Source organism: Paenibacillus sp. FSL H3-0321 (assembly GCF_038002865.1).
In the GTDB taxonomy this organism is placed as follows: domain Bacteria; phylum Bacillota; class Bacilli; order Paenibacillales; family Paenibacillaceae; genus Paenibacillus_AQ.
In genome coordinates, this window is sequence record NZ_JBBODH010000001.1 from 3,640,529 (window position 1) to 3,657,622 (window position 17,094).

General features: G+C 51.9%; 12 protein-coding genes. 3 read left to right on the forward strand and 9 right to left on the reverse strand.

The features are described from left to right. Positions 1 to 140: 140 nt before the first annotated feature. From MHI45_RS16115 to fni, 7 genes are all read right to left on the reverse strand, one after another. On the reverse strand, positions 141 to 1,325 hold the full coding sequence (locus tag MHI45_RS16115; RefSeq protein ID WP_341119185.1) for an FtsW/RodA/SpoVE family cell cycle protein: 1,185 nt from the start codon (positions 1,323 to 1,325) through the stop codon (positions 141 to 143). Between the two features lie 129 nt (positions 1,326 to 1,454). Continuing rightward, entirely contained in the window at positions 1,455 to 2,474 is a 1,020-nt protein-coding gene (locus tag MHI45_RS16120; protein ID WP_341119825.1) for a N5-glutamine methyltransferase family protein, read from the reverse strand. A gap of 25 nt (positions 2,475 to 2,499) precedes the next feature. Then, complete coding sequence (gene prfA, locus MHI45_RS16125) at positions 2,500 to 3,567, reverse strand: peptide chain release factor 1 (RefSeq protein WP_076109669.1); 1,068 nt, start codon at positions 3,565 to 3,567, stop codon at positions 2,500 to 2,502. 353 nt (positions 3,568 to 3,920) lie between these two features. Further along, positions 3,921 to 5,021, reverse strand: a complete 1,101-nt coding sequence (gene ychF, locus MHI45_RS16130) for a redox-regulated ATPase YchF (protein WP_038597457.1) — start codon at positions 5,019 to 5,021, stop codon at positions 3,921 to 3,923. Positions 5,022 to 5,211: 190 nt separating this feature from the next. After that, positions 5,212 to 6,555 carry a S41 family peptidase gene (locus MHI45_RS16135; RefSeq protein ID WP_341119186.1) on the reverse strand — a complete coding sequence of 448 codons (1,344 nt, stop codon included), beginning with the start codon at positions 6,553 to 6,555 and terminating at the stop codon, positions 5,212 to 5,214. A 148-nt stretch (positions 6,556 to 6,703) separates the two neighbouring features. Continuing rightward, a complete protein-coding gene (locus tag MHI45_RS16140) occupies positions 6,704 to 7,174 on the reverse strand; it encodes a GNAT family N-acetyltransferase (RefSeq protein ID WP_341119187.1) in 471 nt (156 codons plus the stop codon). Between the two features lie 40 nt (positions 7,175 to 7,214). After that, positions 7,215 to 8,345: a type 2 isopentenyl-diphosphate Delta-isomerase gene (fni, locus tag MHI45_RS16145; protein WP_445667519.1), complete on the reverse strand. Its 1,131-nt coding sequence runs from the start codon at positions 8,343 to 8,345 to the stop codon at positions 7,215 to 7,217. A gap of 258 nt (positions 8,346 to 8,603) precedes the next feature. On the opposite strand from fni, the gene MHI45_RS16150 reads away from it, so the two are divergent. Then, a complete protein-coding gene (locus MHI45_RS16150; protein ID WP_341119189.1) occupies positions 8,604 to 10,139 on the forward strand; it encodes a phospholipase D family protein in 1,536 nt (511 codons plus the stop codon). A 129-nt stretch (positions 10,140 to 10,268) separates the two neighbouring features. Here the strand turns inward: MHI45_RS16150 and cls are convergent, their stop codons facing one another. Next, positions 10,269 to 11,777 (reverse strand): cardiolipin synthase, encoded by a 1,509-nt coding sequence (cls, locus tag MHI45_RS16155; protein WP_341119190.1) that lies wholly within the window; start codon positions 11,775 to 11,777, stop codon positions 10,269 to 10,271. Positions 11,778 to 12,004: 227 nt separating this feature from the next. Between cls and MHI45_RS16160 the strand changes: the two genes are divergently transcribed. After that, complete coding sequence (locus MHI45_RS16160) at positions 12,005 to 12,916, forward strand: TetR/AcrR family transcriptional regulator (protein WP_076109671.1); 912 nt, start codon at positions 12,005 to 12,007, stop codon at positions 12,914 to 12,916. A 114-nt stretch (positions 12,917 to 13,030) separates the two neighbouring features. After that, positions 13,031 to 16,231 (forward strand): efflux RND transporter permease subunit, encoded by a 3,201-nt coding sequence (locus MHI45_RS16165; RefSeq protein WP_340896214.1) that lies wholly within the window; start codon positions 13,031 to 13,033, stop codon positions 16,229 to 16,231. Positions 16,232 to 16,364: 133 nt separating this feature from the next. Here the strand turns inward: MHI45_RS16165 and MHI45_RS16170 are convergent, their stop codons facing one another. Beyond that, positions 16,365 to 17,042 (reverse strand): TorD/DmsD family molecular chaperone, encoded by a 678-nt coding sequence (locus tag MHI45_RS16170; protein WP_038597471.1) that lies wholly within the window; start codon positions 17,040 to 17,042, stop codon positions 16,365 to 16,367. Positions 17,043 to 17,094 lie beyond the last annotated feature (52 nt).

The window sequence follows — 17,094 nt, forward strand, 5'->3', positions numbered from 1 at the left end:
CAGCCCGGATACAATTTTATAGCTTAGGCCCATAATCTTCCTGATCACTCACACTCCCATTTCAAACCTAATCATAGAAAAAAACCGCCGGAGTTCATCTGCATAGATGTTCTCCAGCGGTTTGTTATTTAGTAGCGAAACTATCCTTGCTTGGCAGGGGAAGGGTATAAAGTAGATGTCGGCAAATCCTCCTCAATATCCTGTCCATGCAGCCGCACGCTCATGACGAGGCCAATACTGGCCATATTAATCATAAGCGAGGTGCCCCCGTAGCTGACAAACGGCAGGGTGATTCCGGTAAGCGGCATTAAACCGATAAAAGCCCCGATATTCTCGAAGATTTGATATAGCATCATTGCGACAATCCCTACAATCAGGAAAGGCCCGCCCCGGTCTTTGCACTCCAGCGCAATCAGGATCATCCGGTGAATCAGAATAAAATAAAGCAGCAGCAGCAGCGCCGAGCCGACAAAGCCGAATTCCTCGGCAATCGCAACAAAGATGGAGTCGGAATAGGTGTACGGCACACGGTCCGTCTGTACGGAAGTCCCCTGCATATACCCTTCGCCGCTCATGCCGCCCGAGGCAATTGCCAATTTGGCGTTTTTGGTATGATAGCTCGCTTTGGCCGTTGCTTTATCGGGCACAAGCCAAGGATCAAACCGTTCAATCCAGTGTGAACGCCCAATATCGTCAAGGAACCCCTTAATTTCATCGTGATAGTGAATATAGCTCATAATCCCAGCGGTAGCAGCGCTGGCAATTACGAGCAGTCCAATGAGCGCATGTGAGAATTTGATATTGCCGATCCATAACAGCCCCACCAGAATCACAAGATAAGAGAGCGCGTTACCCAGGTCATTCTGGCTGATGACGATCATAAACGGCAGTAATGTAAGCAGGCCCAATGGTACGACATCACTCCAGAAGCGGAGTTTGTTTCTCTTCTTGCGGACAAGCACGGCCGCTAGAAAAAGAATCAGGATCAGCTTGAACAGCTCTGCCGGCTGTAAACTGAATCCTCCGAACTTAATCCAGCCCTGGGCGCCATTCTGCTCTGCGCCCACAAAGCTGACCAGAACCAGAATTCCGATCCCTGTTATATAAATATACAAAGCGTATTTAACAAGTATCCGGTAATCCACAAACGTCAGTCCGACAAAAGCAATAATGCCGAGCACATAAAATTTGATCATCCGGAGATGTGCCCCGTCCAGTTTTTCCCTTCCATGCGTGACGCTGTATATGGAAAAAATGCTGACGACCATCAACAGCACTAGAATTATTACGATGACGCCGTCAATCTTTTTAATCTTCTGAAGCATATTCTGTCTCCTTACTCTGTACTGGTTCCTCCAGATTCATGCCTGCAGGGAAGTTCCGTCAAAATCTATTGTAAAGGAAGGGGCAGCAAAAATAAAATTCCATCTTCTAACACTTAACTTTCCTGCTTCCTATCTTGCGATGCCCAGCACATGGCGCGGAATTCCGGCGAGATCGTCAACGGTCACGATCTCGTTCCAGTGGCCCGCCGCCGCAAGCAGCGCGGCCACCTGCCCGGCCTGGCCTTGGCCGAGCTCAAAGCCGACCAGCCGCGGCGGGGCCGGGAGCATCGGCAGCTGCTCCATCATGCGGCGGTAAGGGTCAAGCCCGTCATCGCCGCCATCCAGCGCGGTGCGCGGCTCATGGTCGCGCACTTCGCGCTGCAGCCCGGCGATGTCGCCGCCGGGAATATACGGCGGGTTGGAGACGAGAATATCCGTCTCCATCCCCGCAAACGGCTCGAGCAGATCGCCGAGCCGCAGGTCCACTGCCGCGCCGTGCCGCAACGCGTTGCGCGCGGCCACCGCCAGTGCGCCCGGCGAGATATCGCCGGCGCAGACCACCCACGCCGGCGCTTCCGCCGCCAGCGTGACGGAGATCGCTCCGCTGCCGGCGCCGATATCGACGGCGGTCAGCGGACGGGCGGCGCGTGCTTCCCCTGCGCCGCTGGCGGGGCTGGCTTCCTTGCCGCCTGCCTCTGTGCTGGGTGCAGCCGCTTCAGCTCCGGCTGCACTGCCTGTATGCACGGAGCTGTCCGCAGCTCCCTGCGCTTCTCCCGCTCCTGCATTCACCATCCCGTCCGGCCACAGCTCCGCAGCGTAGCGCAGAATGGCTTCGACGAGCAGCTCCGTCTCCGGCCGGGGGATTAGCACATCCGGCGTCACCTCAAAGGCCCGTCCGTAAAATTCCTGCTCGCCAATAATATACTGCACCGGTTCCCCAGCTGCACGGCGGGTAACTCCGGCTTCCCAGGCATCCTTCACCGCTGCCGGAAAAGGATCAGCCAGCGCCATATAATACGCCGCCCCGGTCAGGCCCAGCACATGCTCCAGCAGAAGCTGCGCACTGCGCTGCGGCTCAACGCACCCATGTCCGGCCAAAAAAGAAGAAGCCTCCGCAAAGGCTTCCCGGATGCTTTGCACGTAAGGCATGACATAAGAGTCGTGTTTCAAAGCATTATTCTCCTTTTTCCATCAATTCCGCTTGTTCCGCAATAGACAGTGCTGAGATAATTTCGGTAATATCTCCGTTCATTACTTGTTCCAGACGGTGCAGCGTAAGTCCGATCCGGTGATCGGTAACCCGGCTCTGCGGGAAGTTGTACGTACGGATACGCTCACTGCGGTCACCTGTGCCGACCTTGCTCTTCCGCTCGCCGGAATATTTAGCTTCCTCTTCCTGGCGTTTCAAGTCTGAGATCCGGGCACGCAACACTTGCAGCGCTTTTTCCTTATTGGAGTTCTGCGATTTACCATCCTGACAGGTAGCCACGATGCCTGTAGGCACATGGGTTACGCGTACGGCAGACTTGGTAGTATTAACGGACTGTCCGCCCGCACCACTGGAGCAGAAGGTGTCGACACGGATGTCTTTATCATGAATTTCGATCTCAAATTCTTCAGCTTCAGGCATAACTGCAACGGTAGAAGTAGACGTATGGATACGTCCGCCTGATTCCGTCGTTGGAATGCGCTGCACACGGTGTGCTCCGCTTTCGAATTTCATCTTGCTGTAAGCACCACGGCCGTTAATAAGGAAGATGACCTCCTTGAAGCCGCCCAGGTCATTTGTATTCACATCCATCAGCTCTACGCGCCAGCCTTGTGCGTCTGCATAACGGGTATACATGCGGTAGAGATCGGAAGCAAACAGAGCTGCTTCATCTCCGCCGGCAGCGCCGCGGATTTCCACAATTACGTTCTTCTCATCATTAGGATCTTTAGGCAGCAGCAGAAGGCGGATCTTCTCCTCCAGCACGGTCTGGCGTGAGGACAGGTCGTCGATTTCCATCTTGACCATTTCCTTCATTTCATCATCGAGCTTCTCAGCCTGCATCATCTTTGCCGCTTCCAGCTCTTCCATTACATTCTTATATTCGGTATAAGCCTCAAAAGCAGGCTGCAAATCAGATTGTTCTTTGGAATAGTCCCTCAGTTTCTTACTGTCGTTTGCAACATCCGGGTCACAAAGCAGTTCACTGAGTTTCTCATAGCGGTCCGCCAGGGATTGCAATCGGTCCAACAAGGGAATTCACCTCTCCTGATTCAATTTCATATTCAATAAATAATGTTTGCATTATTAGATACAATAAAAATAGATATACGACTTTATATTATACCACCGATTATGCCAATTGGCTACATTGCCCCCGTATAGATTTGAGGGATTTTTTAACACAGAGCTCCCGCACCTTATTATGCAGAACCTGCGGTGAGGTTATTCTGCCGTTCCAGCGAGAAATAGAAGGATAATTTATAGCTTGAAGCATATAAACACTTCTATTTTTTATAAAAAGGAGCCATCCGAAGGTGAACATTCACCCCGAAATGGCTCCCCTTCTTGACGTTTAAACACAAAGCAAAGACTGTTTATACGTTTTATACGTTGAAACGGAAATGCATGACATCGCCGTCCTGTACCAGATATTCCTTACCTTCCAGACGCAGCTGTCCGCGTTCCTTGGCACCGTTCATCGAACCTGCGGCTACCAAATCAGCATACGCTACAACTTCCGCCCGGATGAAGCCGCGCTCGAAGTCGGTATGAATGACACCGGCTGCGCCAGGTGCTTTTGTTCCGCGGCGGATGGTCCAGGCACGAACCTCTTGCACGCCAGCTGTGAAATACGTATACAATCCCAGCAGCTTGTAGGCTGCTTTGATCAGGCGGTTCAGGCCGGATTCCTGCAGGCCCAGCTCTTCAAGGAACATCGCCTTGTCTTCACCTTCCAGCTCGGCAATTTCCGCTTCCACTTTGGCGCTGATAGGCACAACCTCTGCATTCTCGGCAGCGGCAAACTCACGGACCTGTTGGACATACGGGTTATTGTCGGCACTGGACACTTCATCTTCGCCCACATTCGCCGCATACAGCACCGGCTTCAAGGTCAGCAGATGCAGATCGCGCACGATCAGGAGCTCATCATCAGACAATTCTACACTGCGTGCCGGTTTATCTTCGTACAGGGCTTCCTTGATCCGTTCCAGCAGTTCAACTTCCTGGGCATACTTCTTGTCGCCGCCCTTGATATTTTTGCGGGACCGCTCAATCCGTTTCTCAAGGCTTTCCAGATCGGCCAGAATCAGCTCCAAGTTGATCGTCTGGATATCGCTGATCGGGTTAACCTTGCCGTCTACATGCGTTACATTCTCGTCTACAAAGCAGCGAACCACATGGACAATCGCATCCACTTCACGAATGTGGGCCAGGAACTTGTTGCCCAGGCCTTCACCTTTGCTCGCGCCGCGCACGAGTCCGGCAATATCCACAAATTCAAAAGCCGTCGGAACGGTCTTGTTCGGCTGCACCAGCTCGGTCAGCTTATCCAGACGTTCGTCCGGTACTTCTACCACACCGACGTTAGGGTCGATTGTACAGAAAGGATAGTTAGCGGATTCTGCACCCGCTTGCGTGATTGCATTAAACAAAGTGGATTTACCAACGTTTGGCAGTCCGACGATTCCAGCTTTCAAAGCCATTTATATGACAACTCCTATTTTCGGTTGTATTGATCGCCCGCATAAATTACTGACATGATCTAAACCATTATATATTAGAACAAAATCTCCAGCAACAGCGGATGTCCGGGGGATGTGTCAGATAAAGGGCGGAAGCAGCAGGCCTTTACCTGCGCATGGCGGTTAGACGGCTGGCATTAGATAGCCGTGCTTATTGCCGTGAGGCAGCCAGCTCCAGTGCCTTCTGGATCGCTTCGTCTTTGTGCCATTCTCTGTTTTTTTCGGCATTCACAACAGCATCAGGCAAGGTCTTGAATTCATCATTTGGTGATCCATCTGCCGTCAGACCGAGCACCACCGGAAAGTTGAGTACAAATCCGCTATTGGGCAGAGCGGCGATAAGCGGTGTGGCCCCGATCCCGTCCCCGCCCGTTTTCTCGCCCACCAGGGTAGCAAACCCCGTGCTTTTGGCAAAGGTCGCAAAGCTCTCCGATGAGGAGTAAACATTCCTGTCAACGAGCAAATAGATCTCGCCTTTAAACCCTACAGGGTCGGGAGTAATATCATAGGTATTCACAAAATAAGATTTGAAATCCGTCATAGCTTCAGGTGGAAGCTTCGGCAGCTTTTCCTGCTCCAGTCCCTTAACGGGCACCTCCCCAAACCCTCTGCTTGCCAGAAACGGCTGCTCATAATCTCCGCCTCTAAAGAGCAAATATTCTTTATACGGCAGTTTTTTATCCGTAAGCTTCGCTACAATATTGCTCATCCAGTACCACTGATCTCCACCACCGTTGCCCCGTATGTCGAGGATAAGCGTTGGATAGTCCTTGATCTTGGTTAAAAAATCCGCAATGGCCGGCCCATCCTGTTCTGTGTATTCTGTCCCGAAACTTTCCACCTGCAAATAAGCCGATTTCCCGGGTTCAAGGATTCGGTGGAAAAGGTTTAAGGATTGTGTGAGTTCAGCCTGACTTCCGCTGCTGCTCTCCTCAGGTGTGGCCGCAGCTTCGGCAGCTCCGTAACGTGCTTTTACCTGTTTCTGCTCCAAGATATCGCTCCATGGTTTATAGACAGGATTGCCATCAAAGATCTGCCGGTAATAATGGTACATTTCTCTTTCCAGCATATAGGTATGTCCATTGTGCAAATCCGCGAGGATTTCATTTAATGCTCCATAGAACTGAAGGTCCGTCGGAGTTCCTTCAACTTTCTCCAAATACTTATCTTTGTCCGCCAGCCAGTCTACACCATTTGCCCGCTTGTTCACTTCAAAAAACGGATAGTTTTCCTGCAGAATCTTGTACATGTATTCAAAATCCTCATGCTTCTGCTCCTTTGTTAAGGTGGATTCGGCCGAAAGTGCGGTAGCCGGCACCGCTGAAGGTGCAGCCGCAACCTCTGCCGCCGCGGTGCCGGAACCGGATCCTGAATCAGAATACGCGGCAGCACCATCCGGATTGCCCGAATTCCCGCCATTACAGCCGGTCAAGGCCAATAAGAGAATAAGGCTTGAACATACCGTTGCTCTGTTAGAATGAATTGTCTTTTGCATAAGTTATCTCTCCCTATAAAGACAATCATATTTTCCTTTTCATCCGAATTAAATCAGATAAGTCACATTTTTCTAATCCAAAGCGTTCTGGGGAATGCCAAAAAGACCCCTTTACGAGGTCTCTGTGTGCTGCGATGAGCCGGGCTTCTCAAAGCGTTTTGGACATGGTGATGTCCGTAACGAGGTAGCCCATCTTTTTGTACAACTCGAAAGCGCGGTTGTTCTGTCCGAAGACATGCAGGCCGATTTTGGAAACACCCATCTCCCGGGCGGACTCATCAAGCGCAAGCAGTGCCTGTTTACCATAACCTTTGCCCTGATACGGCTCAAAAATATAAATATCATAGATGAAAGCTTCCCGTCCCGTGCGTGCTTCCGTTACATTAAACCAGATATAACCGGCCTGAGTATTGCTTTCTGTTTCCATAACAGAATACAGATAGGCCCCTTCGGTGTGAAGTCCTTTGGGCAGGAAACGCACCATCTCTTCCTGAGACTGCCTGAGCGCAGTCTCGGCATCCCATGCCCCCGCTTTGATCTTATCCTCCGCATAATCGCGGGTCGATTGACTCCAGAAAAATTGAAAAGCACTTTCGTCCATTTGGACTAATGTAATCATGATTTGTAATCCTTCCTTACTCCATAATCTTCGCTCGCCCCTACTTGCGGATCAGGCGCGGGTTGCTGCGCAGAGCTGCAAGATCCGGCGCGCCAATGCCGAACATCGCCGTCCTTAGCTCCAGCTCCACCTGTGCCAGCGCATGGTCCAGCGCTTCCTCGGACTGCACCGCCGGGCCCAGCAGATTCCGGCCGAAGCCGGCCAGATCAGCGCCAAGCGCCAGCGCCTTCGCTGCGTCCACCCCATGCCTCAGCCCGCCGCTGCCGATAAGCGCGCCCTGCGGTGAAGCCGCCCGCACCTCGGCAATGCATTCGGCAGTGGGGATTCCCCAGTCGGCGAAGGCCTCCGCCGCCGCGCGCCGTACCGGATCGCTGCTGCGGAACTTCTCGACCTGGCTCCAGGAGGTGCCGCCTGCACCGGCCACATCGATAAAAGCCGCACCGGCATTGTACAGCCGGACCGCTGTATCGCCATCGATACCCCAGCCGACTTCTTTCACGCCTACCGGCACCTCAAGCGTCCGGCATACCTTCTCGATCTCTTGAAGCAGGGAAGCAAAACCCGTGTTGCCTTCCGGCTGGAACACCTCCTGCAGCCCGTTCAGGTGCAGCACCAGCCAGTCGGCGCCGGCAATCTCCACCGCCCGGCGGCATTCTTCCACGCCAAAGCCATAGCTTAGCTGCACAGCGCCAATATTGGCGATGACCGGAATTCCCGGGGCTATGCTGCGTACATGAAAGGTCCCGGCCAGCTCGGAGCGTTCCACAGCCGCACGCACCGAACCTACACCTAGCGCCCAGCCCCGGCGCTCGGCTGCTTCCGCCAGCCGGGCATTGATTGCCCCGGTAGCCTTGCTCCCGCCGGTCATGGAGCTGATCAGCAGCGGTGTACGCAGCTCCCTCCCCAAGAAGGTCGTACGCAGCGCGATATCGTCAAAGTTCAGCTCCGGAAGCGCATTATGCCGGAACCGGTAATGCTCGAAACCGCTCGTTATCCCGGTGCCGCCGACCTCCTCGTTCAGGCAGAGGCGCACATGCTCAATTTTGCGCTCACCCGTTGTGGATGAAGGCAGCAGAGATGTATGCCCTGCACTGTCTGCAGTCTGCGGATCTCCGCCAGGCTCCGGGCTGAACCGTTCCTTTACTAGCCGGGGCCCTTCATCCTGCGGCATAAGATTCATCCTGACTCCCTCCATTTCCATAGCATGCTTCATTATAGCATCGCCGCAGAGCAATTTACAGAAAGGGGTCCCCCCTTGTATATCGTCAGGACAATGGCATAAGGTATCAGAGGTTCATCCAAACTATAAATTGGTCGATTTCGCAGCTGCTGCTTCACTTCTCCCCCACGGGCGTTAATAGGTTGTTACAATGCCAACGCAGGCTACAAGACTGGCTTGACACTGCGGCATACTCAGGAGGATTAACCCATGAATCGACGCAAACATCCCATTATGCCCGGAACCCTTCAATCTACTTATAATATGGAATTGGACTCATCCTTTGCTGCAAAAAAACGCCTCCTCCCACGCCGTCGCTTATGGCTGCTTGCTGCTGCTGTGCTCGTGTTATGGTTAGCCGGTGTAATGATTTACCAGACCCATAAACCGCTGCCTCCGGGCCTTTCTTCTGAAAGCCCGGTGTACAAGGTTCAAAATGTGCACTTATGGCATGATTTGACCTACCAGGGCGGCAATGGGTCGCAGCACCGGGAAGAGCAGATCCTGCCAAGGATGCTGCAAATTATCGAAGAATCGCGGGAGTTTCTGGTCGTTGACTTATTTCTGTTCAATGGGTATACCCATAAGGATCAGCAGTTTCCTGCGGTCAGCCGGGAGCTTTCTGATAAGCTTATCGCGCAGAAAATAGCGTACCCCGCTATGGATGTTGTCTTTATCACCGATGAGGTCAACACTAATTACGGCTCTGCCCCCAATCCTCTGCTGGAAGAGATGAAAGCCGCGGGAATCAAAGTCATTCTGACTGATGTAAACGCGCTGCGCGACTCCACTCCTGCCTACTCTGCCGTATGGCGGACCTTTATGCAGTGGTTTGGGCAGACCGGTACAGGCTGGATTCCTAATCTTATGGCCAGCGGAGGGCCTGATATCACAGCCCGCTCATATATGAAGCTGCTGAATGTAAAGGCCAATCACCGCAAAGTTGTAGTCAGCGAGAATACAGCTTTGATCTCCTCCGGCAATGTCCACGATGCCAGTGCTTACCATTCCAATATCGCGCTGGAGGTAAGCGGTCCCGTTATTGCCGATATCCTGAAGACTGAGCAGGCCGCGGCAGACCTGTCCGGAGCAGGTCCGCTGCTTGGCAAAGAACCCGTACTCACGGGGAGTGAAACTGCCGCAGGCGGTACGCTGGAGGTGCGATATTTAACCGAGGGCAAGGTCAACAAATATGCCCTTGAAGGAATCCGTGCGGCCCAGAAGGGCGACATCCTCTGGATGGGCATGTTCTATCTTGCCGACGACACCATTATTGATGCACTGCAGGAAGCATCCGCACGCGGCGCAAAGGTGCGCCTCCTGCTGGACCCGAACCAAAACGCCTTCGGCCGTGATAAAATCGGTATCCCGAACCGTCCGGTGGCCTGGGAATTGAACCGGCGTTCGGATGGCAACATTGCCATCCGCTGGTACAATACGGGCAAAGAGCAGTATCATGCCAAACTCATGTTCATTGCCAAAGCGACCGGCAACTCAATCGTTCTGGGCGGCTCCACCAACTTCACGGCCCGCAACCTGGACGATTACAATCTGGAGAATAATCTTTGGGTATCCGTGCCGCAGGATCAGCCGCTCTATGCGGAGATGGAGAGCTACTTCAACACACTTTGGAACAATGAGGGAGCGGAATACAGTCTGCCCTTGGAGGATTACCAAAGCGATGTGACCTGGCTCAAATATATTATTTACCGTATGCAGACCCGCTTGGGTCTGACAACATTCTGATTTACAGAAACATGAAGCAGTTCCTGTTAACTGATGCAGTGCAGCAAGGTTCACCGCATATCAAAAACCGCCGGAAAGCTGCAATCAGCTTCTTCCGGCGGTTTTTACTTGTCCGTTATCTTTCCGTGCTCAGAGCAGCGGCGACATCAGCCGGGCTGCAGATTCCAGCATCCGCTCCAGGAGCCGTTTATTCATGAAGGTCTCATGTACAATCTGGCGGGTAGACAGCAGATCGCGTTCAAAATCAGCAACGATCCGGGAGACACTCTCTGTCTGCAGCAGCAGCGCATTGACCTCGAAGTTCAAGTGAAAGCTGCGCATGTCCATGTTTGCAGTACCAATTGTGGCTATCTCGCCATCGGTAATCAGCAGCTTGGAGTGAATGAAGCCCTTCTCGTATTCATAGATCTTCACACCCGATTCCAGCAAGGCCGGGAAATAGGAATGTGACGCCAGAAACGGCAGCCATTTATCCGGTTTGGCGGGGAACAGCAGCCGAACATCAAGCCCGGACATTGCAGCCACGCGTATCGCCGTCAGAATATCCTCATCCGGAATAAAGTAAGGGCTGGCAATCCAGACCGATTTCTCGGCGGAAGTAATCATGGAGAAGAAGATATTCTTCAGCGCACGCCGTTCGTTATCCGGTCCGCTGGCAATAATCTGCACAGCTCCATCCCCGGCTGTGAACCGCAGCTGCGGCGAGAGATAGTCCTGCTCCAGTATTTTCTCACCCGTTGTATGCATCCAGTCCTGCAGAAAGATAATCTGCATCGTACGTACTGCCTCGCCTCTGAGCAGCATGTGGGTATCGCGCCAGAAGCCGTACGTTTTGCTGCGGCTTAAGTATTCATCACCAACATTAAGCCCGCCCATAAATCCGACATCGCCGTCTATGACAACAATTTTGCGGTGATTCCGGTAATTAACCCTGCTGGAGAAAAAAGAGGTGGAATTGCCGTATGAGGCAACCTGCACTCCTGCATCGCTTAGTTCCTTAAGAAACGCTTTGGAAAGCTGAATACTTCCTACGGCGTCGTACATGAATCTGACCGCAACGCCCGCACGGGCCTTCTCGATCAGAATCTGCTGAATGCGGGTGCCGATATGGTCGGCCCGAAAAATATAATATTCCATATGAATATGATGCTGAGCCTGCCGCAGCTCCAGCAGCAGGGTGCCGAAGGTTTCTTCCCCATTGGTAAGAATCCGCGTTTCTGAATTAAAAGAAACCGGCGTCCGCGCGAGCCTTTGTGATAATCCCAGCAGCTTCTGGTGGGCAGGATCAAAGACCGACCAGTCCTGGTGCATGCGCAGGGCATCATTTTCAATCCGTTCATAAGCCATGAGGTCACGCTGGGCCTTCTTATCATATTTACGCCGTTTGAACACATTTTGTCCGAACAGGAAATAAAAGACGAGTCCCACTACCGGAATCAGCGCAAGCAGCAGAATCCAGGCCATCGTTGTGGAGGGGTTGCGATTCTCCATAAAAATCCCCAGCCCGATCGAGATGACGGTCAACGTGGAGAAAATACTGATGATCGTACCGGCGGTACTTCCAAGTAAACCAAAACCAAAATAATAAAATGCCAGCAAAGCCCCGATAATGATTATCGCCTGCAATCCTCTTCTCATATGCAACCTACCTTCTCTTTCTTCCGTACATCACTAAAATGACACATTTATATATTACATGAATAATCTCTTTCTTCCTACTGGAATCGTCCGCAAAACAAAAATTACAATAATAAGCTAAACTCTCCATACAAAAATTTGTATTGCCGCAAAATATATAATATAATCGCCTTGACCTTAGAGTCATTTACAGAACCCAATAGTCAGGAAAGGAGTTATACCTCTTTGTGATTGACAAAAACGCAAACAAAAAAGAACAGATTATCAAAACAGCCATGCAGCTATTCGCTGTAAAAGGCTCATCCTCCACCTCCATGCAGGAAATTGCTGAGCTATGCGGAATCTCCAAGGGCAGCCTGTACCTGGTGTTCAAGTCCAAGGAAGAGCTGGAACGCAGCATTTACATATATTGCTTCCGCATGATTCGTGATCCCCTGCAGCGCGAGGAATTGGAGAGCCGGAGAAGCCCGCGGGAGAAACTGCGCAACCAGGTCGAGATCCTGCTTAATCATGTATACGAGCTTCGCGAGTTTTTGCAGCGTCAAATTCAGGAATTTGCCGGAAAAGGCGTAATGGAAGTGCCGGAATGGCTGCGCAAGAGCAACGCTCCCCTGCTGACCTGGTTCCAGAATAAACTCGAAACCCTGTATGGGCCCGATATTCTGGCTTACACAGGAGACCTAAGCCTGCTTGGGAGCGGGATGATCCACTCCTATATCCGGGTTATTTTCAATCAAGGGTCAACTGTATCAATCGCACGTATGGCCGACCATCTTGTGGATCTGCTGGACATCGTCGTCTCGGGCCTGCTCGCCGATAAGCCTGATCCCCTGATCTCCTCTGCCTACCTCACACAGTGGCTCGAGGAACATGGGGACAACCCGCGCAAAAGTCCGCTGCAGCTGATTAAAGAAATGAAGGTGTTGCTCAGCGCTACTCCCGTAGACACGCAAAGTCTGGAAGAAGGGCTTGAATCTCTGGGGATTCTGGAAAGTGAGATTCTCATGCCACACCCACGTAAGGCAATTATCCGGGGAATGCTGACCAACCTGCAGAGCTACCCTGTACTGGACAAGGAACTGCAGGATTTGAATAAGCTGATTTCTCCTTACATGCAGAACACATGCGGTTTATATTAACCCTTAAGACCAAAGGAAGTGGAAACAGAGAGAGGAAGTCCGGATAGGCAGTACCAGTAAATTATAAATAGAGGCTTTCCATAGGAAAGTCCGAGAGGAGCAGAAACACTACTTATGAAAAGCTTAATTAATTTCTCGCTTAAGAACAAATTCGCGATATGGCTGCTAACCATTATTATCGTATTCGCCGGTTTGTACAGCGGCCTGACCATGAAGCAGGAAACCCTGCCTAATATCAGTATACCTTATCTCAGTGTAACAACGATTTATCCAGGTGCAGCACCGGAGGGTGTTGTGAATGATGTCAGCAAGCCGCTGGAGCAGAAGCTCCGCAATGTGGATGGCGTCAAGATGATCACTTCCACCTCGCTCGAGAATGCTTCCAACATCCAAATCGAGTTTGATTACGGCGCGAATCTGGATAATGCCACAGCAGCCGTTCGTGAAGCCCTGAACGATGTCGCTCTGCCGGATGATGCCCAGAAGCCGACCATTTCCCGCTTCAGCCTTAGCTCACTGCCGGTTATCTCGCTGAGTCTGTCCGATGACAAGTCCGGGGATCTGGAAGAGCTGACCCGCATCGCGGAGAATGATATCCGTCCTGCCCTGGAGGATATCGAAGGTGTTGCTTCCGTGCAGATTTCCGGACAATACGTCAAGGAAGTCTCCCTGAAATTCAACCAGGAAAAACTGAAGCAATACGGGCTGACAGAGGATACCATTAAAGGCCTCGTTCAAGCCTCCTCTCTGCGTGTTCCGCTGGGACTGTTCGAAATGGAGAAATCACAAAAGGCCGTTGTTGTAGACGGCAATATTACCACAGTAGACGATCTTAAGAATTTGACGATTCCGCTTGTGCCTTCAGCTGCGGGTGCACAAGCAGGTTCAGGTGCTGCTGGTGGTGCTGCTAGTGCCGGTGGTGGTGCTGTTGCCGGTGGTGCCGGTGCAGCCGGTACTGGTACTGGTGCCGCTGGAACAGGCGCGGGCGCAGGTGCTGCAGTACCAACAGGCCTGCCGACGGTGAAGCTGGGTGAGCTTGCCTCCATTGAGGTTATCGGCAAGTCCGAATCCATCTCCCGTACCAACGGCAAAGAATCTATCGGGATTCAAATTGTTAAGTCCAATGACGCCAACACCGTTGAAGTTGTAAACAGCGTTAAAGATACAACGAAAGAATTAAAGCAGCAGTATAAATCTATGGATCTTACGGTTCTGCTTGACCAGGGCAAGCCGATTGAGGATTCCGTAAATACTATGTTGTCCAAGGCAGTCTTTGGCGCTCTGTTCGCCGTACTGATCATTCTGCTGTTCCTGCGGAATATCCGTTCAACTATTATCTCGATCATTTCTATCCCCTTGTCGCTGCTTATCGCTGTTCTATGCCTGCGGCAAATGGATATCACGCTCAATATGATGACGCTGGGAGCGATGACCGTCGCCATCGGGCGGGTTGTCGATGACTCGATTGTCGTCATTGAGAATATATACCGGCGTATGACGTTGTCGGGTGAGAAGCTGCGCGGCCGGGAGCTGATCAGCGCGGCTACAAGCGAAATGTTCGTGCCGATTATGTCTTCTACAATTGTAACGATCGCCGTATTCCTTCCGCTTGCTTTTGTCAGCGGCATGGTGGGCGAACTGTTCCTGCCGTTTGCACTGACCATGGTATTCTCCCTGCTCGCTTCTCTGGTTGTGGCGATTACACTTGTGCCGGCACTGGCGCATACGCTGTTCCGTAACGGACTGAAGAAAGGCAAGAAAAACCATGAAGAGAAACCGGGCAAAATGGCTCTGGGTTATCAGAAGATTCTGAACTGGTGCCTTTCCCATAAGCTGGTTACTTTCGGGGTCGCGGTTCTGTTACTGGTTGGCAGCTTGTTCCTGATCAAACCAATCGGGGTAAGCTTCATGCCTTCACAGGAAGATAAGAGTGTCATCATGACCTATGCACCTAAAGCCGGACAAACCGCTGAAGATGTCCAGGAACAAGGACTGAAGGCTGAGAAGTACATTCTGGCCCAAGAGCATATCGACAACATGCAATACTCCATCGGTGGCGGTGGATTTATGGGAATGGGCTCCAGCAATTCAGGTCTCTTCTATATTACCTATGACAGTGATACTCCAGATTTCGACACAGTTAAGGAAAATCTGATTGAAGGGCTGACCAAAGAGGTGCCGGAAGGCGTGTGGGGCGATATGTCCGGCATGATGGGCGGAGGCCTTGGCGGCAATACGCTGACCGTGAATATTTTTGGCGACACCCTGGATCAGTTGAAACCGGTAGCCGATGAGATAGCAGGCATCGTGAATGCAGATACCGCTAATTTCAAGGATGGGGAAACCAGCCTTGCTGAAGGTTACGAACAATACACCGTGGTTGCCGATCAAGCGAAGCTAAGTTCGCTTGGCCTCACTGCCGGACAGATTGCCATGAAGCTGAGTCCGGTTAATGCCCGCCCTGTAATGACAGAGGTGGAAGTGGATGGCAAAAACTATAATGTCTATATTGAAGCCGACACTCATACGTACAGCAGTATTCAGGAAATGGAAGAGGCTACGCTGACCTCACCGCTGGGCTTTACAGTGCCGATCGGCGAAGTAGCGAAGATTGAGAACGGCACATCGCCGGACTCGATTACCCGCATTGACGGTAAAATGAGCGTTAATGTGACCGCTGAAATCATTGCTACCGATGTAAACAGCGCTTCAAATGACGTGAAGGAAAAGATCGAAGCCCTGGAGCTGCCTGACGGAGTTACCATCTCCTTCGGCGGCGTTACCGAACAAATCAATGAAACCTTCGGCCAGCTCGGACTTGCGATGGCGGCCGCTATTGCCATTGTATATTTTGTGCTTGTTGTTACTTTCGGCGGCGGTCTGGCACCGTTCGCGATCCTGTTCTCACTGCCATTCACTGTGATCGGAGCACTCGTCGCTCTGTTGCTGGCAGGAGAAACCCTGAACGTCTCTTCACTGATGGGGGCACTGATGCTGATCGGTATCGTCGTAACGAATGCGATCGTACTGATTGACCGGGTAATTCACAAGGAAAAAGAAGGGATGTCTACCCGTCAGGCACTGCTTGAAGCCGGAGGCACCCGCTTGCGTCCAATACTAATGACGGCTCTCGCCACGATTGGCGCTTTGCTGCCGCTGGTTACAGGACTTGAGAACAGCGCCGGCATTATCTCTAAAGGACTTGGCGTGACCGTTATTGGCGGTCTGATCAGCTCCACCCTGCTGACACTGGTCGTTGTACCTGTAGTCTATGAATTCCTGATGAAATTCCGCAGCAAAAAGGTTATTGAATAGAACTCAAGAACACTAACCAAAAGTTCATAAATAAGGCGCCTTTCCACAATTGGAGAGGCGCCTTTTGTTTGTGCTTAATATGAAAGTAAACATAGTCTATAGATAGCAGCCGGTTACCGTTACTTGATCCAGGCTAAACCATGGCTGCCGCGCTGCTCTCCAGCGAAGACTTCCAGGCGCGCAGCATCTGGAGATCCTGCGGCAGAAATTCCTCCAGCATATGGCTGAGCCCCAGATATAAAGGACTGTCTGTAGCTGCATTCAGTCTTTCGCAGAATTGTGGTGTCCATCTCAGTAAGTGCTCTTCCAGGAAGTTCTCCTGGATTTCCAGCAATTCCATGGCGCTTCTCACCGAGAAGCTGTTATACAGCATCCGTTCATGCAGCACGGCCATAAATTCCAGCTCAATAGCGATATGGTCATCGGCTTCGCCGCCGCATTTCTTGAACACGATCCCCGCCGAAGCGTACACATCGGAGAGCACGTTGCAGAATTCTTGCTCACGGCCCAGTTGGGCAGCTTCACGCGGCAGTTCGTTCATCAGCCGTTTGTATTCGCGGTTCTCCTTCTCGCAGATCAGCGGAAGCTGGGCAGGCTCCTGGCTGCACAGATAACGCTTCAGCTCTCTTCCGCCCTCCGTCATTTCCGCGGCTACGCTCATTTGGCGGTTGCGGCTCCACTGGGCAACCAGCGAAAGCGTTGGTTTTCTCCCGTAAAAATCAACTAAAATCTGATATATTAATCCCCGGCTCTCCAGCCAGCGGCTAAATGCCTCCGGCACGACAAGTGATGGAACTGTTGTTATCGTCATTTTGCAAATCCTCCCTACTTGGTTTGACCGGATGCCGCACCCGCTGTTATTG

Coding starts and splice junctions, on each gene's coding strand:
- MHI45_RS16140 (WP_341119187.1), bottom strand. CDS start 7,174: ATGATTACATTAGTCCAAATGGACGAAAGTGCTTTTCAATTTTTCTGG.
- fni (WP_445667519.1), bottom strand. CDS start 8,345: ATGCCGCAGGATGAAGGGCCCCGGCTAGTAAAGGAACGGTTCAGCCCG.
- MHI45_RS16135 (WP_341119186.1), bottom strand. CDS start 6,555: ATGCAAAAGACAATTCATTCTAACAGAGCAACGGTATGTTCAAGCCTT.
- cls (WP_341119190.1), bottom strand. CDS start 11,777: ATGAGAAGAGGATTGCAGGCGATAATCATTATCGGGGCTTTGCTGGCA.
- MHI45_RS16170 (WP_038597471.1), bottom strand. CDS start 17,042: ATGACGATAACAACAGTTCCATCACTTGTCGTGCCGGAGGCATTTAGC.
- MHI45_RS16165 (WP_340896214.1), top strand. CDS start 13,031: ATGAAAAGCTTAATTAATTTCTCGCTTAAGAACAAATTCGCGATATGG.
- MHI45_RS16120 (WP_341119825.1), bottom strand. CDS start 2,474: ATGCCTTACGTGCAAAGCATCCGGGAAGCCTTTGCGGAGGCTTCTTCT.
- ychF (WP_038597457.1), bottom strand. CDS start 5,021: ATGGCTTTGAAAGCTGGAATCGTCGGACTGCCAAACGTTGGTAAATCC.
- MHI45_RS16115 (WP_341119185.1), bottom strand. CDS start 1,325: ATGCTTCAGAAGATTAAAAAGATTGACGGCGTCATCGTAATAATTCTA.
- MHI45_RS16150 (WP_341119189.1), top strand. CDS start 8,604: ATGAATCGACGCAAACATCCCATTATGCCCGGAACCCTTCAATCTACT.